The organism is Amycolatopsis samaneae, from assembly GCF_039541975.1.
GTDB classification, from domain to species: Bacteria; Actinomycetota; Actinomycetes; order Mycobacteriales; family Pseudonocardiaceae; genus Amycolatopsis; species Amycolatopsis samaneae.
The window spans coordinates 600592-622455 of the sequence record NZ_BAABHG010000004.1 but is presented as its reverse complement, the minus strand read 5'-3'; the positions used below and the strand labels follow the sequence as shown (position 1 = coordinate 622455).

Genomic DNA, 21864 nt, shown 5'->3' with positions numbered 1-21864 from the left:
AACGGAGGTTGTCCGTGATGACGAGTGCCACCGGGGTGCCGAGCGCCTCCATGACGTGGCGGGGAAGCCCGTGGCTGTCCTTCGCCGGACGCCGGGCGCTGCGGTTCGTGATTTCGCTGTGGGTGCTGGCGACCGCGGCGTTCCTGATGATCCACCTCATCCCCGGCGACCCGGTGCGCGCCGCGCTGGGCCTGACGGCCCCGCCGGACCTGGTCGCCGCGCGCCGCGAGGCGATGGGGCTGAACGACCCGCTCCCGGTGCAGTACTGGCACTATCTGCGTGACGTGGTGACCGGGAACCTCGGGAACTCCACGCTGAGCGGCCTCCCGGTGTCGGAGGTGATCGGGGACCGGCTGCCCGCCACCCTGGAGCTGGCGCTGACGACCTTCCTCGTCGTGCTGGTCGTGGCGGTCCCGCTCGGCGCCCTCATGGCGGTGCTGACCCGGGGCGGTCGCCGCCGGGGCGGCGAACTCGCGTTCACCTCGACGAGCGTGATCCTCGCGGCCATCCCGGAATTCCTCCTCGCGGTCGGGCTGATGGGCCTGTTCGCGGTCCAGCTGGAATGGTTCCCGGTCGCCGGGCGCGACGATCCGGGTTCGCTGGTGCTGCCGGTCGTGGCACTGGCGGCCGGCCCGGCCGCGGTGCTGGCCCGTATCGTCCGGACCGAGCTGCTTTCCGTGCTGGACAAGGACTTCGTCCGCACGGCGCGGGCGAAACGCCTGCCGCCGCGGCTGGTGTACCTGCGGCACGCGCTGCCCAACGCGCTGACCGCGACCCTGACACTGGGCGGTCTGCTGCTGAGCGCGCTGGTCGCCGGGACGGTGCTGGTGGAGAACGTGTTCGCCTGGCCGGGGCTCGGCTCGACGATCACCAGCTCGATCCTGCAGAAGGATTACCCGGTGGTGCAGGGGATCGTGCTGATCTACGGCACCGGGGTGCTGCTGGTGAACCTGGTCGTGGACGTGCTGCTGGCACTGCTCGACCCCCGATCGACCATCCGGGAGGCGTGATGCGCGGGTTCGGTGCGCGGTGGCCCGCCGTGGTGCGGACACCGGTCGGGGTGGTCTCGGCGGTTCTGCTGTTCCTGCTCCTGTTGCTGGCGGTCTTCGGGCCGGTCGTCTGGGGCGGCGCGGCCGACGCCATCGACACGAACGCCCTGCAACAGGGGCCCTCCGGGGCGCATCCGTTCGGCACGGACGCGCTGGGCAGGGACATCCTGGCCAGGGTGCTGGTGGCGACCCGGCTGACGCTCGGGCTGGCCCTGCTCGCCACGCTCATCGGGGTCACCATCGGGACCGTCCTCGGCGCCGCGCCCTCGGTGCTGCCGCGGTGGGCGGGGCGGCTGGTGACCTCGGCGGTGCACGTCGCGGTGGCCTTCCCCGGGCTGCTGCTGGCGTTGTTCTTCGCGGTGATCTTCGGCGTCGGGACGACCGGCGCGGTGCTCGCGCTCGGGTTCTCCATGGCGCCGAACTTCGCCCGGCTCACCCAGACACTGGCCGCCTCGGTGGCCGGGCGCGAATACGTCGCCGCGGCAAGGGTTTCCGGGGTGGGCAGGGCGCGGATCCTGTTCCGGCACGTGCTGCCCAACATCGCCGAACCTCTGGTGGTGAACGCGACCATCGGCGCGGGCGGCGCGCTGCTGGCCTTCGCGGGGCTGTCGTTCCTCGGCATCGGGGTACAGGCGCCCTCGTTCGACTGGGGACGCCTGCTTGGCGAGGGACTGGACCGGATCTACCTCAGCCCCGCCTCGGCGCTCGCGCCCGGTGTCGCGGTGGTCGTCGCCGGGCTCGCGTTCAACCTGTTCGGGGAAAGCGCCGCGGCGGCGCTCGGCCACCGGGCGCGGTTCGCCCGGCGCCCGGAATCCGCGCCGGTGCCCGAAGAAGCGGCGGCGGGGCCGGCTGGTGACGCGGTGCTCGTGGTGGAGAACCTCCACGTCGCGTTCCCCGGCCAGGCCGGCTGGACGACGCCGGTGCGGGGCGTCAGCTTCACCGTCCACAGTGGAGAATTGGTCGGCGTGGTCGGCGAGTCCGGCTCGGGGAAGAGCCTGACGGCGCTCGCGGTGTCCCGGCTGATCGAGGCGCCGGGCTCGGTGACCGCGGACCGGCTGGAGTTCACCGGCACCCCGCTGCTGTCCACTTCGGAGCGTGAGTTGCGCGCGCTGCTGGGCACCTCGCTGTCGATGGTGTTCCAGGACCCGATGACCTCGTTCAACCCCACCCGCCGGATCGGCGGGCAGCTGGCCGAGCTTTCCCGGCAGCACCAGGGGTTGTCCCGGCGCGCGGCACTGGCCCGCGCGGTGGACCGCCTGCGCGCGGTGCGGATCACCGAACCGGAGCGGCGGGCGAGGCAGTACCCGCACGAGTTCTCCGGGGGCATGCGGCAGCGCGCGATGATCGGGATGGGGCTGATGGGCGATCCGCGCCTGGTGATCGCCGACGAGCCGACCACCGCGCTGGACGTCACCGTGCAGCGGCGGGTGCTGCGGCTGCTCGCCAGGATCCGGGCCGAGCGGTCCGCGGCGATCCTGCTGATCAGCCACGACATCACGGTCGTTTCCCAGACCTGTGAACGGGTGCTGGTGATGTACGCGGGCCGGGTCGTCGAGGAACTATCCACTGTGGAGCTTTTCGGGGCGGCGCGGCACCCCTACACCAGGGCGTTGCTGGCCGCGGTCCCGGACATGGACACCGACCGGGACGCGCCGCTGGCGGTCATCCCCGGGCGCCCGCCCGAACCGGGCGAGCTTTCCGGCGGCTGCGCTTTCGCGCCGCGCTGCGCGTTCGCCACCGAGCGTTGCCGGGACGAGGATCCCGTGCTGGCACCGGTTTCGGCGGGGCACCGGGTCGCCTGCTGGCACCCGGCCGCGGCGGGCGGGACCGAGCTGGAAACCGCGACAGCCGGAGGAAACGAGTGAGCGAGCTGGAGTTCGCCGGGGTCAGTGTGCGGTACGGCGGGTTCACCGCGGTCGACGAGGTCAGCCTGACCGTGCCCGAGGGCGAGGTCGTCGGGCTGGTCGGCGAGTCGGGGTCGGGCAAGTCGACGCTCGCGCAGGCGGCCGTCGGCCTCGTCCCGGTCAGCGACGGGCGGATCCTCCTCGACGGCACCGACGTCCACCGGCTCCGCCCCCGCGACCGCCGGGTGCAGATGGTCTTCCAGGATCCGTACTCCTCACTGGATCCGCGGATGAGCGTCGGCGAGTCGATCATGGAGGCGATGCCGAAGGGCGCGTACGCCGGACGGGACGCTCGGCGCCGGGAGGTCGCCCGGCTCCTGGAACTGGTGAACCTCGACCCCGGCCGGGCCGCGATGCCGCCGAGGCGGCTGTCCGGCGGGCAACGGCAGCGCATCGCGCTGGCCAGGGCGCTGGCCGGGCGGCCGGAGGTGGTGATCGCCGACGAGATCACCTCCGCGCTCGACGTGTCCGTGCAGGGCGCGGTGCTCAACCTGGTCCGGGACCTGCAACGCGAACTGCGGCTGTCGATGCTGTTCATCTCGCACAACCTCGCGGTCGTCCGCTATCTCAGCGACCGGATCGTGGTGCTGCGCGCGGGCCGGATCGTGGAAACCGGCCCCACCGAACAGGTGCTCGCGGACCCGCGGCATCCCTACACCCGCGAGTTGCTCGCGGCGGCGCCGTCCCGGCACACCGAGCTGCTCGGCGACGACGACAGCGATCCCGAAAACCTCGACTACTGAAGGGAAAGCCGATATGGCAACCGAAATCGACCAGGCGCACTGGCAGCGGCGGCTCGGCGAGCTCGCCACCGCGCACCGGGTCCCCGGCGCCGCGCTGGGCATCCTCCGCCTCGACGGCGACGAGCTCGTGCGGGCCCACCACGGCGTGCTGAACAGGGCCACCGGCGTCGAGGTCACCGACGACTCGGTGTTCCAGATCGGCTCGATCAGCAAGGTCTGGACCACCACGGTGGTCATGCGGCTGGTCGACGAGGGACTGCTGGACCTCGACGCGCCCGTTCTCGACGTGCTGCCGGAGCTGAAGCTGGCCGACCCGGTCGTGGCCGCGAAGGTGACGATGCGGCACCTGCTCACGCACACCAGCGGGATCGACGGGGACGTGTTCACCGACACCGGCCGCGGTGACGACTGCCTCGAACGCTACGTCGGAGAACTCGACCAGGCCGCGCAGAATCACCCGATGGGCGCGACGTTCTCCTACTGCAACTCGGGTTTCACCCTGGCGGGCCGGGTGATCGAGAAGCTCACCGGCCAGGTGTGGGACGTCGCGATGGGGGAGCGGCTGTTCGGCCCGCTCGGGCTCACCCACACCGGGACGCTGCCGGAGGAGGCGCTGCGGTTCCGCGCGGCGATGGGGCACGTGTCCGAGGGGGACGCCGACCCCGTGCCCGCGCCGGTGTGGGGACTGCCCCGCTCGGCGGGCCCGGCCGGGTTGATCCACGCGACCACCGCCGACGTGCTGGCATTCGCCCGGCTGCACCTGACCGGCGGGCTCGCCGCCGACGGCACCCGGCTGCTTTCCGAGAAGTCCGCCGAGGAGATGACCCGCAAGCACGCCGACGTGCCGGACGTCCACGTGCTCGGCGACTCGTGGGGGCTGGGCTGGATCCGCTTCGGCTGGGACGGGCACCGGGTCGTCGGGCACGACGGCGGCACCATCGGCCAGGCCGCGTTCCTGCGGCTCCTGCCCGAACAGGGCCTCGCGGTCACGCTGCTCACCAACGGCGGCCGGGCGGGCGAGCTCTACGCGGACCTCTACCGGGAGATCTTCGCCGAGCTCGCCGGTGTCGCGATGCCCGCGCCGCTGGAGCCCGCCGCCACCCCGCCCGCGGTCGACCACAGCGCCTACCTCGGGACCTACGAACGCGCCGCCACCCGGATCGAGGTACTGGACGGCGAGCCCGGGCCGCGGATCCGGATCACCACCACCGGGCCACTGGCCCACCTGATGCCGGATCCGGTCAAGGAGTTCGACCTGGTCCCCGTCGACGACACGCTGTTCGTCTGCCGCGAGCCGGGGGCCACCCGGTGGACCTCCGTGAAGTTCTACGACCTGGAGACCGGCGAGCGGTACGTGCACCTCGGTGTCCGCGCGACGCCCAAGGTCTCCTGAGATTTCCGTTGGCAGGAAAGGAAGAATCGTGAAGCTCACCGGAGTCGAGATCCGGCGCGTCGAAATGCCCCTGCGGTCGCCGTTCCGTACCTCGTTCGGTACCCAGACCGTGCGCGCGCTGCTCCTGCTGCGCGTGGTCACCGACGAAGCCGAGGGCTGGGGCGAATGCGTGGCGATGGCCGACCCGCTCTACTCGCCGGAATACCTCGACGGCAGCGCGGACGTGCTCCGGCGCTTCCTCGTCCCCGCGCTCGCGCGCGCCGAACGCCTGGACGCCACGGCCGTCGCCCCGGCGCTCGCGGCGTTCCACGGGCACCGGATGGCCAAGGGCGCGCTGGAGATGGCGGTCCTCGACGCGGAGCTGCGGGCCCGCGGTGTCCCGCTGGCCAGGGAACTCGGCGCCACCCGCGATCGTGTCCCGTGTGGAGTGTCGGTCGGCATCATGGACTCGATCCCCGAACTGCTCGACGCGGTCGGCGGTTACCTCGACGAGGGATACGTCCGGATCAAGCTGAAGATCGAGCCCGGCTGGGACGTCGAGCCGGTGCGTGCGGTACGCGAACGGTTCGGGGACGACGTACTGCTGCAGGTGGACGCGAACACCGCCTACACCCTCGCCGACGCCCGGCACCTCGCCAGGCTCGACCCGTTCGGTCTGCTGCTGATCGAGCAGCCGCTCGAAGAGGAGGACGTGCTCGGGCACGCGGAACTCGCGAAAACCCTCGCCACGCCGATCTGCCTCGACGAGTCGATCACCTCGGCCCGCTCGGCCGCGGCCGCGATCGCGCTGGGTGCCTGCCGGATCGTGAACATCAAGGCGGGCCGGGTCGGTGGTTACCTGGAGGCGCGGCGGATCCACGACGTCTGCGCGGCCAACGGCGTCGCGGTGTGGTGTGGCGGCATGCTGGAGACCGGCCTCGGCCGCGCCGCGAACGTCGCACTCGCCGCGCTGCCCGGCTGCGTGCTGCCCGGCGACACCTCGGCGTCGGACCGCTACTACCGGACCGACATCACCGAGCCGTTCGTGCTCGAAGACGGGCACCTGACCGTCCCCAGTGGACCGGGGCTCGGCGTGACCCCGCTGCCGGACGCGCTGGACGAGGTGACCGTCTCCACCGAATGGATTCCTTTGTAGACAGTGTGCCCCGTCCGTGAATGCCACATTGAGGGACTCAGAGTCCCTCAATGTGGCATTCACGGACCTGTCTGAGCCGCGGCGCGAAACGATGGCCGCTCAGGTGATTCTCGCGGTGGCGGTGTGCGCCACCCGCCTGGCGAACGCGCAGGTCCCGGCCGCGTCCGGGGTTCCGGGGCGCGGGTACGCGTCGACGCGCAGATGGGCCCGGGGGCTCAGATCCACCAGCACCAGGCAGTCCATCGGCGCCTGCCGGAACGCGACCACCTTCGCGTAGCGACCGTTCGTCCGCTCTTCGCTGATCTCGGCTTCGGCCGGGAACGTGGCGTCCTTCGCGGCACCCGAATCGTGGAAGGTGACCTCCACGTCGGCCGGGCCGCCGCTCCAACCGCACCGGGCGCGGCGGGTTCCGCCCATCTTGTACGGCCGGTCCCACGGTTTGCCCTGGGTGGGCAGGCCCAGTGCCCGGGTGTCCTCGTCGGTGAGCAACGCGCAGAGATCCGCGCCGGTGAGGTTCCCCGAGGGGGCCGGCATCGACACGGTGCCGGGCGGCGGCTCGGCACCGTCCTCGGGGGAGCCGCACGCGGCGAGTGACGCCAGACCGGCCACGGTGAGGATCCGCAACGATCGCCTGCTGAACATCGTGGCCGCCTTCGACAGTGGATACCCGAAACGGAAACCGGTAGCCATTCAACCACGGTATGAGCGAATGTCTGCCACCTCGCGAGACACCCGCGTTCCCGGTGGCACAGTAACGCAATCTGTTGCTACTCGGTGCTTTCCGATGTCTCGCCGGAATCGTCCTTGCGCGGACGGCCGCGGCCGCGCATCCGGCTCGCCCGGTCGGGCATGCGGCCCGCGTCGGTCAGCGCGCGGCGGAGCAGCATCTCGATCTGCGCGTTCGTGCTGCGCAGTTCGTCGCCTGCCCAGCGGGCGATCGCGTCGTGTACCGCGGGGTCGAGCCGGAGCAGCAGCTTCTTGCGTTCGTTCGGCACGGGTCCGGTGCCGTCACTGGTAGAGCGAACCGCTGTTCACCACCGGCTGGGCGCCGCGGTCACCGCAGAGCACCACCAGCAGATTGCTCACCATCGCGGCCTTGCGTTCCTCGTCCAGGTCCACGATGCCGTCCTCGGCGAGCCTGCCCAGCGCCTGTTCGACCATGCCGACGGCGCCGTCCACGATCCGCGAACGAGCCGCGACCACCGCACCTGCCTGCTGTCGCTGCAACATGACCTGTGCGATCTCCGGCGCGTACGAAAGCCGCGTGATGCGTGATTCGATCACCTTGACCCCGGCCGAGGTGACCCGCGCGGCGATCTCGGCGGACAGCTTCGCGGTGATCTCGTCCGCGTTGTCCCGCAACGAAAGTTTCCGCTCGTCCTGGGAGTCGTACGGGTAGCTGCCCGCGACGTGGCGGACCGCCGTTTCGCACTGGATGGCGACGAAGGCGGTGAAGTTGTCGACCTCGAACAACGCCTTCGCGGTGTCCTCGACCTGCCACACGACCACCGCGGCGACCTCGATCGGGCTGCCGTCGGCGTCGTTGACCTTGGCCTGCTCGGTTTCCAGGTTGCGGATCCGGGTGGAGATCGGCCGCTTGCGCGCGAGCGGGTTCACCCAGCGGAGCCCGTCCTCGCGGATCGTGCCGCGGTACCGCCCGAACAGCTGCACCACCCGCGCCTCGCCGGGCGCGACCATGATCAGGCCCTTGAGGCCGAGTACGCCCAGCGCGAGCAGCAGGACACCGGCGACGACGCCCGCGTCCGGCACCGTCGCGACCAGCGCGACGCCCGCCACGAACAGGACCAGGACGACCAGCAGGGCGAGCAGGCCGGAGGGGGCGCGCAGCCGCCGCTCGGCGACCTGCGGCCGGGGCATCTCCACGTGCGTGTCCGGAATCGTGTTCGTCATGGCTTCCGCCTCTCCCCGCGCCCCGCTGTCGAGGCGATAGCAAAGTGATATCACTTTTATCGGGGTCGCGCCAGCGGGGGTGTGACACGGTGGGAGAGGTCGCTGACTGAAGTCATTCGGCCGTGACTGTGGCCGGTCTCCTCCGGGAGCGAGCACTACCGCGTCGACGACGTCGCGATTTCGCCGAAACCCATGCAGCGGCCCATCCGCCGCTCAGTCCGCCACCGGGTCGACCCGGCGGCGGAGCAGGCAGAACTCGTTGCCCTCCGGATCGGCCAGCACGTGCCACGATTCGGTGCCGCTCTGGCCGACGTCGGCCGGGCGCGCGCCCGCGGCGAGCAGGCGTTCCAGTTCCGCGTCCTGATCGCGGTCGGTCGGGTTCACGTCGAGGTGCAGCGGCAGTTTGCCGGGCCTCGGATCGGTGCTGCGGCTGAGGATCAGCGTCGGCTGCGGTCCGCCGAACCCGGCGCCGGGCGGGCCGATCTCCACGTCGTCGCCGTCCCGGCCGATTTCGACGTAGCCGAGGACCTCGCACCAGAAGTCCGCCAGCCGTCGCGGGTCGGCGCAGTCGAGGACGAGTTCGGTGATCCGGCAGGCCATGCTCGGCACCCTACGCGTGGCATTCTGGTGTGGACAGCGTTTTTCCCCGTAGGGAGCCGATCCCGGGAGGCCTGCCGATGACCGGATGGGACGACGAACGGACCCGGCTGCTGCGGGATCTCGCCGGTGGACTGGCGCGGACGGCGTTGACCACCGTCGTCCGCGAGTACCCGCACTGCGAATTCCACTGGCACATCGAGGGAAAACCCATCCCCGCCCCACGGGAGCTGCACCCGTGTTTCTACGGCAGCTGCGACTGGCATTCGTGCGTGGAGATGTTCCTGGTGCTGGTACGCCTGCTGCGCCGGCACGCCGGACTCGTGCCCGCCGAGGAGATCCGCCGCACGCTCGACGAGCACCTGACCCCGTCGGCGCTGGCGGCCGAACTCGCCTATTTCGCTGCCGGGGAACACCGCACCACCCAGCGCCCCTACGGCTGGTCGGCGCTGCTTGACCTCACCTTCGAGGTCGTCACCTGGGACGATCCGGACGCCGCGCGCTGGTCGGCGCCGCTGCGCGAGCTGAGCGCGCTCTTCGTGGCCCGCTACCTCGACTGGCTGCCGCGTGCCGCTTACCCGATCAGGTCCGGGGTGCACGACAACGGCGCGTTCGGGTTGTCCCGGGCGCTGCCCTACGCCGGGTACCTCGCCGAGCACGGCGACCCCGGGCCGCGGCAGGTGATCGGCGAGACCGCCCGGCGGTGGTACGGGTCCGACCGCGACTACCCCGGCGCCTGGGAACCCTCCGGCGCCGACTTCCTGTCCCCGGCGCTCGCCGAGGCCGAGCTCATGACCCGGCTGCTTCCCCCGGCCGAGTTTTCCGGCTGGCTGCGGGGTTTTCTGCCCGGTCTCGCCGACCGGGCGCCCGTGGCCCTGTTCACCCCGGTCACCGTCCCCGAGGCCCCCGACGGGCTGATCGCCCACCTGCACGGCCTCAACCTGCACCGCGCCTGGTGCTGGCACCGGCTGGCCGGTGCCCTGCCCGAGGGCGACGGCCGGATCCCCGCCCTGCTCGACGCCGCGCGCACGCACGCCCACGCCTCGCTGCCCCAGCTCACCGATGGCGGATACGAGGTCGAACACTTCCTCGCCTACTACGCCCTCCTGGCGCTCGGCTGAGGCCGGGGCCGACGCGGCCACGTCCCGAACGCGTCGTTCAGTGTCCCGAACGGAGCGTTCGGGACGTGACCACGTGGACGTTCAGCGCGGCGGGGACCCGGCCCCGCGCGTCGGCCAGTTCGGCCGCCCCGGCCAGGAACTCCGCTTCGAGCGCCGCCACGACCGCCGGGTCCAGCGGCATGAGGTTGTAGACGGTCGAGACGACCGACCACACCTGCTCGGCGCTGCCGCCGAGGTCGAGCGGCTCGGTCGTCCACTCGACCGGCGCGAACCCGGCGGGGGTGAGGATTTCGTCGACGCCTTCGCGGTTCCTGGCGCGCGGGTCGCCGAGTGGCGGAATCCGCCGCTCGGCGGGAGTGCCGTCCAGCACCGCGTGGAGAAGCCGCCGGAACAGGCCGTAACCGTCCTCCTCGTCCGTCTCGCCCGGCCCGCCGCCGAGCACCATGGCGAGCCGTCCACCGGGGGCCAGCACCCTGGCCAGCTCCGCGGCGATCCGGTCGGCGTCGGGCATCAGCATGAACGCCATATGCGAGACGCACGCGTCGAATTCGCCGCTGGGAAAGGGCAGGTCCTGTGCCCGCGCCTCCACCAGCCGCACCTCGGCGAGGGACGGCCGCCGCCGGGCGAGTGCCAGGTCGGCGGCCGAGAGGTCGATCCCGGCGATCTCGTGCCCGGCCTCGGCGAGGAGGTCGAGCAGAAAGCCGTCGCCGCAGCCGAGATCGAGCACCCGCGGGCAGCCTTCGACGTGGTCCCGCAGGATTTCGTAGCTCGACCGCCCGTCCGGCGCCCGCCCCCGCCCGAGTGCGCGGGGCGTCACCGCCGGGTGCCTGGCGTGGAAGTCGCGGAGGAACGCCTCTTGGGCCGTGGTGCTCACCATCGCCACCTTAGGACGCCGGGGAGGCCCCTGTCTCCGTGCGAACGTCGGCTGTCCGGGCCGGTGACCCGAGGGCCCGGACGCGCGTCACGCGGCGGCCTCCCGGCACCGCGTGACCCGGCCCGCCTCCAGTTCCAGGTGCCCGCCGGTGAAGCGGTCGCGCAGCCGCCGGTCGTGGGTGACGACCACGACCGCGCCCTCGTAGTCGGCCAGTGCCTCCTCCAGTTCCTCGATCAGGGCCGGGGACAGGTGGTTCGTCGGTTCGTCCAGCAGCACCAGGTCGACCGGCTCGCTGACCAGCCGGGCCAGTTCGAGCCGGCGGCGCTGCCCGTAGGACAGCTCTCCCACCCTCCGGTACGGGTCGGCGGGGCCGAACAGGCCGAGCGACAGGAGCCGGTCGACGTGCTCGCCGGGTTCGCCGTCCCGCCCGGCGGCGAACGCTTCGGCGAGCGTCATCCCCGGTGGCCACGGGGTTTCCTCCTGCCGGAGGTACCCGATCCGGCCCCGGGTCCGCACCGTCCCCTCGTCCGGCCGCAGCGCACCGGCCAGCACCCGCAGCAGCGTCGTCTTGCCCGCCCCGTTGGGCCCGGTGACCAGCAGCCGTTCCGAACCGCCGAGCCGCAGCGACGGGATCCGCAGCCGCCGGCCGACCCGGACACCGGACAGCTCCGCCACCGGTCGCTCCGTCCGGCCGTCGGCGGTGGTCACCCGTGCCGCGAACACCAGCGGATCGGGCGGCGGCGCGACGGGATCGCCGGTCAGCCGCTCGAGGCGTGCCTTCGCGTCGCGGATCCGGACCATCGCGCCGTGCCCGCGACCGCGGGCGCGGAAACCGCCGTGGCCGAACACGGCGAACGGCAGCTTGCGGGGAATGGCTTCCAGCCGGATGACGTTGGTGTCGGCCAGTTTCCGGTTGCGGGCCAGCTCCGCGCGCCAGTCCTCGTACTCCCGCAGCCGTCGCCGCCGTTCGGCGGCCTTGGTGGCGAGGTAGCCGTCGTAACCGTCCCCGTGCCGCGTCACCTTCCCCTCGCCGACCTCCAGGATCGTGCCGGCGACCCGATCCAGGAACACTCGGTCGTGGGTGACCGCGAGCAGCGTGCCCCGATGCGCGCGCAGGTGCTCCTCCAGCCAGCGCACCGCCTGATCGTCGAGATCGTTGGTCGGCTCGTCCAGCAGCAGCAGTTCGGGCTGGGACGCGAGGGTGGCCGCCAGCGCCAGCCGTGACCGCTCACCACCCGACAGCGAACCCAGCGTCCGATCCCTGGCCAGCCCCGGCAGGCCGAGCCCGTGCAGGGCGGCGTCCACCCGGAGGTCCGCTTCGTAACCCCCGCGCGCCTCGTACCGGGCGACCAGCCGGGCGTAGTCGTCCAGCGCGGTCGTGAGTGCCGCCCCCGTCAGGCCCGCGAGCCCGGTTTCGGCTTGACGCAGCCGTGTTTCGAGCGCCCGCAGTTCGGCGAGCGCGAGATCCACGGCGTGCTGGACGGTGGACCCCGGTGGCAGGGACAGCGACTGGGCGAGATAGCCGACGCCCCCGGCCGCGCGCACGGTCAGCTCGCCGTTGTCCGGCCGGTCCCGTCCCGCGATCAGCCGGAGCAGGGTGGACTTCCCGGCCCCGTTGTCGCCGATGATCCCGGCCTTCTCACCGGGTTTGACGCTGAAGGAAACGTCGTCCAGCACCAGCTGGCCGTCGTAGCGGCGGGTGACGTTTCGCAGGGTGAGTTGCGCGGTGTGCATGGGAGAGTCCCCTGTTCTCGGCCACGGCCGGTGGACTGGGTGGGCAGACGCGTCCGCGCACGCCGGAAAACCCTTGGCGCACCGGCGAAGCGGCGGCAAAGGGGAGCGGAACGCGGAGGAGGACGCGCTCCCGCGGAGTCAAGCTCGACGCGGTCGCGCGGGGACTGTTACAGGGAACCCATGCGGCACACGGTAGGCCCGGAAGCGGCGGACCGCAAACCTTTTTCGCGCGCCGCCGTCACGGCTCCCCGGAGTTCGGGTGCCGGCTTGCCGGCCTACTCCGCCGGAGGCTGGTAGTCCGGGTTCTCCCACACGAAATTGATCCTGTTGCCCTCCGGGTCCACGACCTCGGTCAACCTGATGAAGCCGTAGTCCTGGACTCCGCCGCAGTTCACGCCCTCGTTCGAGAGGTCGGCGACAAGGCTGTCGATGTCCTCGACACCGATGACGACGCTGGTCTTCCCGGCGGCTTCCGGCGCGTGGGCCACCTGGATCCACGCGTTTTCGGCCAGTTCCCACTCCGCCACGCCCTCCGCGGGCACAACGTCGGGGGCTCGCCCGACCCAGCGCTCGTACCACGCGACCGCCGCGGCGTGGTCCCGCACGGGCAAAACCGCGTTGACGTTCTTGAAACTCGGCACGACGGGTTTTCCCTTCGAGTAGCTGTGACCGGACGGAACCTCCGGTCCCGCGGTCAGGACCCGGACCGGTACTCGTCCAGGAGCCGGAAGAACAACGTCAGCGGTTCCTCCCCGTCGGCGTTCCGCGTGATGGCGTCGGCCCAGCCACAGGACATCGACCAGCCTCGGCGAGCTTCCAGCCACTCGGCGAACGGACCGGCGGGCGCCAGGGCGAACTGCTCGTCGGCCCCGTGCACGGACAGGGCCGTGCGATAGCCGATCAGGATGTTTTGCAGGTCCCCCAGCGATCCCTGGTGGATCCACATGCCCGGACGCAGCCGGATCTGCTCCAGGACGTCGTAGACGTCCCGGCACATCTCGATCGGCTGTACGACCTTCTTCGCTTTGAGGGACACAAGGTGAAGTCTACCGTGGAATCCCGGTGCACGGTCCGGTTTCGGCCTCCTCGTCGAGCGGCTCGCCCCGGCCCAAGAAGAGGCCCCGACCGGGTTGACTGTCCACTATGGATACGCGGCGCACGTCGAGCGCCTCGTCGGAGTCCTGGTGCACGGTCCGAACGGCGCCTACGCCGTCTCGCAGCGGTCACGCAGGATCGGCACGCCGTCGCCTTCGAGGTCGTCGCAGTAGGCGCCGCGACCGGTCATCGCCATCGTCAGTGCCAGGGTGCCGCCGGACACGAGCGGGCCGGAACCGGCGGTGAAGGGGCCGTCGTCGGCGGCGAGCCGGAGGCCCTCGACCCGTCCTCCGGCGAGGACGACCTGATCGGAGCCCCGGTAGTACCCGGCCACCGCAGTGAGGGTGGTGATCGGATGGTCGCGGCGGAGGCCCAGCGGCCGCCGGATGTCCTCCCCGTGCACGATCGCCTCGCCGAGCATCGCCAGTACCGGGAGGGGCGGCTTGGTCGTGCTCGTGACCACGCGGCGAAACCGTTCCAGGGTCTCGGCGCCGGTCGCGCCGAGGTGTTCGGCCAGCCGCATGGCGACCTGCCGGTCGAAGTCGAACCGGCAGCGGAGCACGCCCGCCAGCCACCGCACCGGGCCGAGGCTCGCGGCCGCGGTGAGGTGCGCGAGCACCTCGCGCACCGACAGCCCGGCGCACAACGACGGCGTCGCCCACCGCTGCTCGGCCAGGCCCGCGAGGTCGGCCGCCAGCGCCGCCCGCTCGGCGTGGATCAGCGGCCAGACCTCGGCCGCGTCGCGGGGAGTCGTGTCGGTCATCTCGGAAGTCCTCCTGCCGCGTTCGTGGCTGTCCGGGGTAGGACTCCCGTCGCGGGGCGGAATCATCGGAACACGGGAAACTCCTGGAGCCAGGTCAGTGGGCCTCGTGGCGGTCGCTGGTCAGGCGGTCGACCCGTTCGCCGAGCAGGTACCGCTCCGCGTCGCTGAGCGCGGTCTGTGCGGGCAGCTGACCGGCGACGGCGTCCGGACATGTCGCGCCATGTCCGGACGCGCCGCGTAGCCGGCTCGGGGCCAGGTGCGGTGTCCGAGGGGAGCTATCCGGCCGTGCCTTCGAGGTGTGCCTTGATCAGTTCCAGGCCGGGCTGGATGCGTGCCGGGTCCTCGACCGGGTGCGGGCCGGGGGGTTCGGTGTCGGGGATCAGCCGTTCGAACAGGCGGCAGAACAGGGTGGTTCCGTCGCCGAGGTCGAAGGTGGTGAAGGTGGCGATCGCGTGCATCGCCGGGGCCAGGGAGCCGTCGTCGTGGACGTCCCGGCCGACCACCGTCCACAGTTTGCCGGGGACCCGTGCCACCACGGTGTAGAGCTTCGGCTTCTCGTTCAGTTCCGGGTGGATGGTTTCGAGTAGTTCGTCGCCGAGTTCGGCGGGGACGTCCGCCGTGCCGCGCCGTACTTCGGTGCCGAGGGCCATGGGCAGCCATTTCGGCAGGTTCGACCAGGTGGTCACCCAGTCGTACACCTCCTGTGCCGGGCGGTTGATGAGGATGCGGTTCTCCACGAACCGGATGTTCAGGTTGTCCGGGATCCGGGGCTCGTACAGGGCGGTGGTCATGATTTCTCCTTGTTTCGGTGGTGGGACTGGGAAAAACGGTTGGCCGTGGTCACCGGGAGGGGGCGTGCTGCCCGGTCATCAGCGCGGCGAGGTCGTCGGGTTCCAGGAACGACGGCGGCGGTGGCGGGCCCCAGCTGAACAGGCCCTCCGCGCCTTCGAAGACCTCCGGGGTCCAGATCTCGTCCTCGGGGATGCAGTCCATGTCGGCGTAGTACTCGCTGAAGTTCCCGGCGGGATCCTTGAGGTACCAGAAGAAGTTGGATCCCGCGTGGTGCCGCCCGAGGCCCCAGACGTGCCGTTCGGGGTTGCCCGCCAGCATCGCCGCCGCGCCCCTGCCGACGTCGTCGATGTCATCGACCTGCCAGGACGTGTGGTGCAGGAAGTTCACCGGTGCCGCGAGCGCCAGCACGTTGTGGTGATCGACCGAGCAGCGCATGAAGGCGCCCTTGTCGCCGATGTAGTCGCTGACCTTGAAGCCGAGGCCCTCGGTGAAGAACCGCATGGTGGCGTCGAGATCGGTCGTGCCCACCACGCAGTGCCCGAGTTTCCTGGGCCGGATCGGGTCCTCGCGCAGCACTCCGGGCGCGCGGCCGAACCGCTCGATCCGGCCGGGCCCGTTGTACGGCGTGGCCGGGACCCGTTCCTGCGCGATCCGCAGCGCGATCTCGACGCGGACGGTGAACCCGGACACCGGTTCGATCGCGGTGACCGCGGTCCCGTCCGCGGCGCCCGCCACACCGAGGGCGTTCAGCCGTGACGCGGTCCGCGCGAGGTCGTCGAGGTCGTCGACGCCCACCCCGAGTTCGAGCAACCGGCGGGACGCGGCGTGCCGGACCCGTAGCTGCTCGCCGCCGTCGAGGGTGGTGAAGGCCCCGTCGCCGAGGTGGGTGAGCCCGAAATCGGCATAGTAGGCAATGGTTTCCGCGACGTTCGGGACGCCCATCGTGACCCGGGTGAGCCGGTGCATGCCCATGTCAGTCTCCCTGTGCGGCGACGAAGGTCTGGTGCATCTCGCCGATGCCCTCGATCCAGCTGTCGAGCCGTTCCCCGGCCCGCAGGAACCGCTGCGGCGTGCGGCCCATGCCCACACCCGCCGGGGTCCCGGTGAAGACGAGATCGCCCGGGTACAGGGTGATCGTCCGCGACAACGCGGAAACCAGCCCGGCGACCGGGAAGATCAGCTGCCCGGTGCGGCCGTCCTGCACGGTCTCCCCGTCGACCGCGCAGCCGAGCGCCAGATCGTCCCGATCCGCCAGCTCGTCCGGCGTGACCAGCCATGGCCCCGTCGGCGCGAAGTTCGGGAACGACTTGCCCAGGCTGAACTGCGGGGCCGGACCGGCCAGCTGCGAGACGCGCTCGGACAGATCCTGCCCGATCGTCACCCCGGCGATGTGCTCCCACGCGTCGGATTCCGTGACACGGGTGGCGGTCCGGCCGATGACGACGACGAGTTCCACCTCCCAGTCCACGTCCCCGCCCACCGGCAGCACGACCTCGGCGTCGGGACCGGTCAGCGCGGACACGAACTTGGTGAACGTCGGGGGAAGCCCGTCCGGGACGGCGAAACCGGACTCCGCGGCATGGGCGTCGTAGTTCAGGCCGACCGCGACGATCTGCCGGGGAGCCGGTGAGGGCGGGCCCAGCCGCGCGCGGGTGAACTCGACGTCGGGCCCGGCCGCCGACCGCTCCGCCCAGGCCAGGAACCCCGCCCAGTTCTCGTACACCGACCCCAGGTCGGGACCGAACTCGCCGTCCGACGCCTTCGCGACGTCGACGCCCTTGTCATCGGCGGTCACCAGCACCGCACGCCCATCCACATTGGCCAGCTTCATGACCGCGCCCTCCAAAGACTCCGCAGAGTCGATTGCTATTAATCATGATTGATAGTCGTGTATGCTGCCCCAGGTACGGATCGATGTCAAGGGCACCGGCTCAGCTCGTGGTGAGTCGCCGCAGGGAAGGGGATCGCCCATGGCGGACCTCGTGGGCGCCGCGCCGGCGGCTCCCGGCAGTCACGTGGGCAGTCGCGCGGAGTACGCGGCGCGCGTGCTGGAGCAGCTGGCCGAACGCGCGCGGCCGGGTGAGCGCCTCGGCACGAAGGTGTCGCTCCGCCCGGTCTGCGGTGTCTCCGTCGGCACCTTCAACGAGGCGGTGAAGCTCGCGCAGAGTCGCGGCTGGGTGGTGTCCCGATCCGGTCCGGGTGGGGGGATCTTCGCGGCCGACCGTTCGGCGATGGTGCGGCTCGGCAACTCCGTGCTCGCCCTCGACGGCGAGGTGTCGTCGGTGGCCGACGCGGTACGGATGCGCGATGCCCTCGATCCGCTCCTGGTCGAGGACGCGGTCTGGCACTCGTCGGCGGCCGACGTCCGCGAAATGCGGGATCGCCTTGGTGTCATGGCGGCGGCCCGCGATGCCGGTGACCCGGTGGCGTTCGTCCTGGGGAACTGGGCGCTGCACCGGAAGATCGCCGAGGTCAGCCCGAGTGTCATCCTGCGCACGGTGTATCTCAGCCTGCTCGACATCGTCGAGGCGCACACTCGTGGGGTGAGCGGTACCGAAACCTCACCGCTGCCGCGGTACATCGACGAGCGCTACCTGCTGCACGAACGTCTCGTCGACGCCATCGAAGCGCGCGAGCAGGACGCCGCGCAGCGGCTGATCCGGGAGCACAACACCACCGCGAACGCGAGCTGACGCCATGACGGACGAGGAGATCGTCGTCGACTTCGCCCTCACCCGCTTGGACAATCCGGGCCTGGAACTGGAGGAAGTCGCCGAACTCGTCGTCCGGCGGATGGGAACGGACCGGATGCTCGAGTTCGCGGCCCGGAACCTCGCGACCCGCGACGAGCTGCGGGGCGCGGTGTTCCCCGCCGCCGTCGAACACGTGCTGCGGGTGGTGCTGACCCTTCGCGGGCCCATCGACTGACGCGCCCCGCGGCCGGGAATCGCCCGGCGCGCGACCGTCCTTTATGTACTGATCGGCCAACATGGGTGAGATCGTTGCCACAAAGGACATTTCGTTACGGACATGCAATGTCGATCCGATGACGTCGATCATCGTGCGGGGAACTCCAGGTCACCCGTCGATCGCGCGCCGAACGGAGATTTCGTTCGGCGGCGAACGGCTGTGACAAATGGGACGTTCGGCTTGATTTCTCCCAGGCGCACCGTTGAGACTGCCCTGCCGTGAGGAACGTCCAGCAGAAGGGAAACCGCTGTCCATGGTGACGAGGTCTGGAGCGGACCGACGTGTGGAACCGGAGTTACCAGGACAGGGCGGGTCGATCGCGCCGAGAGTGTTCTGGCCGGCACTGATCGTCATCGTGGCCGTGGTGGCTTTCGCGGTGATCGCCCCGGGCACCGCGGACAGCGTGATCAAGGCGGTCCAGGAAAGCATCATCGGGACGTTCGGCTGGTACTACACGCTGATCGTCACGGGGTTTGTGGTTTTCGCGCTGTGGGTGGGTTTCGGGCACTTCGGTGACATCAAGCTCGGCCCGGACGACGAGGAGCCGGAGTTCGGTGTCTGGTCGTGGTTCGCGATGTTGTTCGCCGCCGGTATGGGAATCGGCCTGGTGTTCTACGGGGTCGCCGAGCCGCTGAACCACTTCGCGTCACCGAAGCCCGGTGTCTCGGGCACGCCGACCGAGCTCGCGCAGCAGTCGATGGTGCAGACCTTCCTGCACTGGGGCCTGCATCCCTGGGCGATCTACGTGGTGGTCGGCCTGGCCATCGCCTACGCGGTGCACCGGAAGAACCGCCCCGTGTCGATCCGCTGGGCGCTCGAACCGTTGCTGGGCAAGCGCGTCAACGGCTGGCTGGGTGATCTGGTCGACATCGCCGCGATCGTCGGCACCCTGTTCGGTGTCGCCACGTCCCTCGGGCTCGGGGTCACCCAGATCGCGGCCGGGCTCGACTTCCTCGACATCGTGCAGGATCCCGGCAACTGGACGAAGATCCTGCTGATCGGCGGTATCACCACCATGGCGGTGATTTCCGTGGTGTCCGGGGTGAAGAAGGGCATCAAGTGGCTGTCGAACATCAACCTGTCGCTCGCGGTGGTCCTGCTGCTGTTCGTGCTCGTCGCCGGTCCGACGGTGTTCGTCTTCCGCGAGTTCGTGCAGTCGGTCGGGCTGTACTTCCAGCAACTGGTCCGGCTGAGCTTCGACACCACCGCGTTGCAGGGTGAGCAGGGCACCACCTGGCAGGGGAGCTGGGCGACGTTCTACTGGGGCTGGTGGATCTCGTGGTCGCCGTTCGTCGGCGTGTTCATCGCCCGGATCTCGCGTGGGCGAACCGTGCGTCAGTTCGTCGCGGGTGTGCTCGCGGTGCCGGCGACCGTGACCTTCCTGTGGTTCACCGTGTTCGGCGGCACCGCGTTGTGGCGCCAGCTGTTCGGCGAAGGCGGCCTGGTCGGCGAGGACGGCTCGGTCGACACCGAGGGCGCGCTGTTCGGCCTGCTCGACAAGCTCCCCGGCGGCCCGCTCGTGGTCGGCGCGGCGATCCTGCTGATCGTGTTGTTCTTCGTCACCTCGTCGGACTCCGGTTCGCTGGTGGTGGACATGCTGGCCTCGGGCGGCAACCCCGAGCCGCCCACCTGGAGCCGGGTGCTCTGGGCGAGTCTGGAGGGAATCGCGGCGATCGCGCTGCTGCTCGCCGGTGGTCTCGGCGCGCTCCAGACCACGGCGATCGTCATCGCCCTCCCGTTCAGCGTGGTGATGCTCGCGATGTGTGTGTCGACCTGGAAGGCCTTCCACGCCGAGCGCACGCTGATGGTGCGTATCCAGCGACGGCTGCAGCGGGACGAGTTCACCGAGCACGTGTCGCGCAGCCTGATCGAAGACGGGCTCGTCGACGAGCCGGAGCCGGCCGGATCCGGTACCCGGCAGGCGAACGACACGCCCCGCGGGAGCTGACCGGCCTGACGTCTACCGCGGTCCTTACCGCCTTGACACGGCCAAGGCGGTAAGGACGGGCGTTCAGGCGCGCGGGATCCTGGGCAGCAGCAGGCGCGGTCGCCGCTGGTCGTCGCTGTGCAGGGTGGTCCGGCCGTCGTAGGCGGGCCGGTCCCGGTCGCCGGGGAGTTCGTGCCAGTAGGCGCCGCTGCCGCGGACTTCACGGCCGTAGGTGATCTCGTGCGGGCCGGGCAGGTGGTGTGCGTAGTCCTGACCACGGACGGACACCCCGAGTGCGTGGCCCGGCGGGACCACAATGGACAGTGGCCAGATCTCCACGTCCGCCTCGTACACCTGGCCGGGAACCAGCGGTGAGATCGCGGTGTGCCGCTGCCATGGCCGGTACGGCAGCGACAGGTCCGGGTCGAGTTCGCGGTGCGAGACGCGCAGCCAGCCCTGGCCGACCGGTCCGTGCGGTTCGAACGCCGTCGGGAAGAGCACTTCGGTGCCCTCGGGGCCGAACAGGTGCACCGTGACGAACAGGTCCGCGTCCTCGGTCGTGGACGAGACGAACAGCTTCAGCGCCGCGGGGCCGGAGTACTCCACCTCCCGCTCGGCGGGCGGCAGGGTGAACAGCAGCCCTTCCGACCGCGCGAGGAACTCCGCGCGCTGTACGCCGGACGGGGCGTCGCCGGTCAGGACGCGGGCGTCGAGATCGAGGTGCAGTTCGGTCCATTCCGTGCGCGCGAGCGGCCATTCCCGTTCGTGGCGCAGGAAAAAGCTGTCCGGCGTGCGCACCTGGAGCTGGACCGGCGGCTGCGCGTCCCAGCCGTTGGCCTCGCCCTTGAGGAAGTGGTCGAAGAAGCGCCGCTGCACGTCGAGGCCGTAGTCGGTGTAGAACTCCGTCCAGTGTTCGAGTCCGTGCACCTCCAGCCACTTCTGCTCGGACGAAACCCGTTGGAAGCCCTCGAAGTTGCCCCGCGAGTGCAGGCCCATGCCGCCCCAGTTGGACGAGGACAGCACGGGCACGGTGATCTTCTCCAGCACGGCGGTGCGGTCGCGGTAGTAGTCGTCGACGACGGGCCGGGCGAGCAGGACCTCGGAGATGTCGATCGCGGCCGCCCGCAGTTCCTCCTCCGTACGGACCGGTTTGCCCGACACCCTGCGGCCGGTGTTCGGGTTGACCGGCGCGTCGGCGCGGCCGTGCTGGACGCGCAGCACCTGGTGCGGTGCCCAGCCGGGCATGAACTCCGACGGGATCCCGCCGTGGTGGGTGTACTCGCGGAAGTAGTCGGACGCGCCCTCCCACGGGCAGATGGCCCGGAGGTGCGGCGGGGAGAGGGCGGCGGCCAGCCACTGGTTGGTCGCGAGGTAGGAGATGCCGAGCATGCCGACGTTGCCGTTGCTCCAGCCCTGGACACCGGCCCACTCGATCGCTTCGTAGAGATCCTGTCCCTCGCGCGGCGAGAAGAAGTCGATCGATCCCTCGCTGCCGCCGGTACCGCGCACGTCGATCCGCACGCACACATAGCCTTCCGGGACCCACCGTTCCGGGTCCGGGTACTCCCAGACCTGGTACGCGCCGGTCGATTTAGCCGTCACTTCGGGGTGTTCGCGCACGAGGGCGGAGAACTGGTGCGCGAACCCCTCCGCGAACGAAAGTCCCTTGCCGTACGGGCTGGCCGCCAGCAGCACCGGGTGCGGTTCGCCGTCGTCCGGGCGGAAGATGTCCGCGGCGAGCGTGATCCCGTCGCTCATCGTGATCCGCACGTCCCAGTCGACCCGCATGCCGTCGCGCACTTCGCCGTAGGGCTCGTAGTGCTGTGTCATGGATTTCCCTTCCGTGTTCTGTGGAC

At 70.8% G+C, this 21864-nt stretch carries 21 protein-coding genes and 1 pseudogene; 9 read left to right on the top strand and 13 right to left on the bottom strand.

The window, feature by feature from the left end; genetic code table 11:
* Window positions 1–17: 17 nt before the first annotated feature.
* The 5 genes and pseudogenes from ABD987_RS13065 (at window position 18) to menC (ending at window position 6224) form a co-directional block, all read left to right on the top strand.
* Entirely contained in the window at window positions 18–1010 is a 993-nt protein-coding gene (locus ABD987_RS13065; protein ID WP_345391297.1) for an ABC transporter permease, read from the top strand.
* The gene (locus ABD987_RS13060) at window positions 1010–2914 is read left to right on the top strand and encodes a dipeptide/oligopeptide/nickel ABC transporter permease/ATP-binding protein (protein WP_345391294.1); all 1905 of its coding nucleotides are present in this window, start codon (window positions 1010–1012) and stop codon (window positions 2912–2914) included. Before ABD987_RS13065 ends, ABD987_RS13060 begins: the two co-directional genes overlap by 1 nt.
* Complete coding sequence (locus tag ABD987_RS13055) at window positions 2911–3696, top strand: ABC transporter ATP-binding protein (protein WP_345391291.1); 786 nt, start codon at window positions 2911–2913, stop codon at window positions 3694–3696. The genes ABD987_RS13060 and ABD987_RS13055 overlap by 4 nt, the downstream gene beginning before the upstream one ends.
* Before the next feature lie 25 nt (window positions 3697–3721).
* Window positions 3722–5089 (top strand): annotated as a pseudogene (locus tag ABD987_RS13050) (serine hydrolase domain-containing protein); the annotation flags it as partial.
* 28 nt (window positions 5090–5117) lie between these two features.
* Window positions 5118–6224, top strand: coding sequence for an o-succinylbenzoate synthase (gene menC / locus ABD987_RS13045; protein ID WP_345391288.1), 1107 nt, complete (start codon window positions 5118–5120; stop codon window positions 6222–6224).
* A gap of 99 nt (window positions 6225–6323) precedes the next feature.
* Here the strand turns inward: menC and ABD987_RS13040 are convergent, their stop codons facing one another.
* From ABD987_RS13040 to ABD987_RS13025, 4 genes are all read right to left on the bottom strand, one after another.
* Window positions 6324–6914, bottom strand: coding sequence for a DUF3558 family protein (locus ABD987_RS13040; RefSeq protein WP_345391285.1), 591 nt, complete (start codon window positions 6912–6914; stop codon window positions 6324–6326).
* A 77-nt stretch (window positions 6915–6991) separates the two neighbouring features.
* Window positions 6992–7219, bottom strand: a complete 228-nt coding sequence (locus tag ABD987_RS13035; RefSeq protein ID WP_345391282.1) for a type II toxin-antitoxin system antitoxin — start codon at window positions 7217–7219, stop codon at window positions 6992–6994.
* 13 nt (window positions 7220–7232) lie between these two features.
* Window positions 7233–8135: an SPFH domain-containing protein gene (locus ABD987_RS13030; RefSeq protein ID WP_345391279.1), complete on the bottom strand. Its 903-nt coding sequence runs from the start codon at window positions 8133–8135 to the stop codon at window positions 7233–7235.
* 213 nt (window positions 8136–8348) lie between these two features.
* Window positions 8349–8735: a VOC family protein gene (locus tag ABD987_RS13025; protein ID WP_345391276.1), complete on the bottom strand. Its 387-nt coding sequence runs from the start codon at window positions 8733–8735 to the stop codon at window positions 8349–8351.
* 77 nt (window positions 8736–8812) lie between these two features.
* Between ABD987_RS13025 and ABD987_RS13020 the strand changes: the two genes are divergently transcribed.
* The gene (locus tag ABD987_RS13020; RefSeq protein WP_345391273.1) at window positions 8813–9853 is read left to right on the top strand and encodes a DUF2891 domain-containing protein; all 1041 of its coding nucleotides are present in this window, start codon (window positions 8813–8815) and stop codon (window positions 9851–9853) included.
* 37 nt (window positions 9854–9890) lie between these two features.
* Here ABD987_RS13020 and ABD987_RS13015 read toward each other — a convergent pair whose 3' ends face one another.
* From ABD987_RS13015 to ABD987_RS12980, 8 genes are all read right to left on the bottom strand, one after another.
* Window positions 9891–10730, bottom strand: a complete 840-nt coding sequence (locus tag ABD987_RS13015; protein ID WP_345391270.1) for a class I SAM-dependent methyltransferase — start codon at window positions 10728–10730, stop codon at window positions 9891–9893.
* Window positions 10731–10814: 84 nt separating this feature from the next.
* On the bottom strand, window positions 10815–12461 hold the full coding sequence (locus tag ABD987_RS13010) for a TlrC/CarA/OleB/SrmB family ABC-F type ribosomal protection protein (RefSeq protein WP_345391267.1): 1647 nt from the start codon (window positions 12459–12461) through the stop codon (window positions 10815–10817).
* Window positions 12462–12736: 275 nt separating this feature from the next.
* Complete coding sequence (locus tag ABD987_RS13005; protein ID WP_345391264.1) at window positions 12737–13102, bottom strand: VOC family protein; 366 nt, start codon at window positions 13100–13102, stop codon at window positions 12737–12739.
* 53 nt (window positions 13103–13155) lie between these two features.
* Window positions 13156–13497, bottom strand: a complete 342-nt coding sequence (locus ABD987_RS13000; protein ID WP_345391261.1) for a hypothetical protein — start codon at window positions 13495–13497, stop codon at window positions 13156–13158.
* A gap of 168 nt (window positions 13498–13665) precedes the next feature.
* Window positions 13666–14319, bottom strand: a complete 654-nt coding sequence (locus ABD987_RS12995; RefSeq protein ID WP_345391258.1) for a maleylpyruvate isomerase family mycothiol-dependent enzyme — start codon at window positions 14317–14319, stop codon at window positions 13666–13668.
* 275 nt (window positions 14320–14594) lie between these two features.
* The gene (locus ABD987_RS12990; RefSeq protein ID WP_345391255.1) at window positions 14595–15110 is read right to left on the bottom strand and encodes an SRPBCC family protein; all 516 of its coding nucleotides are present in this window, start codon (window positions 15108–15110) and stop codon (window positions 14595–14597) included.
* A 49-nt stretch (window positions 15111–15159) separates the two neighbouring features.
* Complete coding sequence (locus ABD987_RS12985; protein WP_345391252.1) at window positions 15160–16083, bottom strand: VOC family protein; 924 nt, start codon at window positions 16081–16083, stop codon at window positions 15160–15162.
* Between the two features lies 1 nt (window position 16084).
* Window positions 16085–16942: a fumarylacetoacetate hydrolase family protein gene (locus ABD987_RS12980; protein WP_345391250.1), complete on the bottom strand. Its 858-nt coding sequence runs from the start codon at window positions 16940–16942 to the stop codon at window positions 16085–16087.
* A gap of 139 nt (window positions 16943–17081) precedes the next feature.
* On the opposite strand from ABD987_RS12980, the gene ABD987_RS12975 reads away from it, so the two are divergent.
* The 3 genes from ABD987_RS12975 (at window position 17082) to ABD987_RS12965 (ending at window position 20029) form a co-directional block, all read left to right on the top strand.
* Complete coding sequence (locus ABD987_RS12975) at window positions 17082–17804, top strand: FadR/GntR family transcriptional regulator (protein ID WP_345391248.1); 723 nt, start codon at window positions 17082–17084, stop codon at window positions 17802–17804.
* A gap of 4 nt (window positions 17805–17808) precedes the next feature.
* Window positions 17809–18039 carry a hypothetical protein gene (locus tag ABD987_RS12970; protein WP_345391245.1) on the top strand — a complete coding sequence of 77 codons (231 nt, stop codon included), beginning with the start codon at window positions 17809–17811 and terminating at the stop codon, window positions 18037–18039.
* 295 nt (window positions 18040–18334) lie between these two features.
* Complete coding sequence (locus ABD987_RS12965) at window positions 18335–20029, top strand: BCCT family transporter (RefSeq protein WP_345391242.1); 1695 nt, start codon at window positions 18335–18337, stop codon at window positions 20027–20029.
* A 63-nt stretch (window positions 20030–20092) separates the two neighbouring features.
* Here the strand turns inward: ABD987_RS12965 and ABD987_RS12960 are convergent, their stop codons facing one another.
* On the bottom strand, window positions 20093–21838 hold the full coding sequence (locus ABD987_RS12960) for a CocE/NonD family hydrolase (protein ID WP_345391239.1): 1746 nt from the start codon (window positions 21836–21838) through the stop codon (window positions 20093–20095).
* Window positions 21839–21864 lie beyond the last annotated feature (26 nt).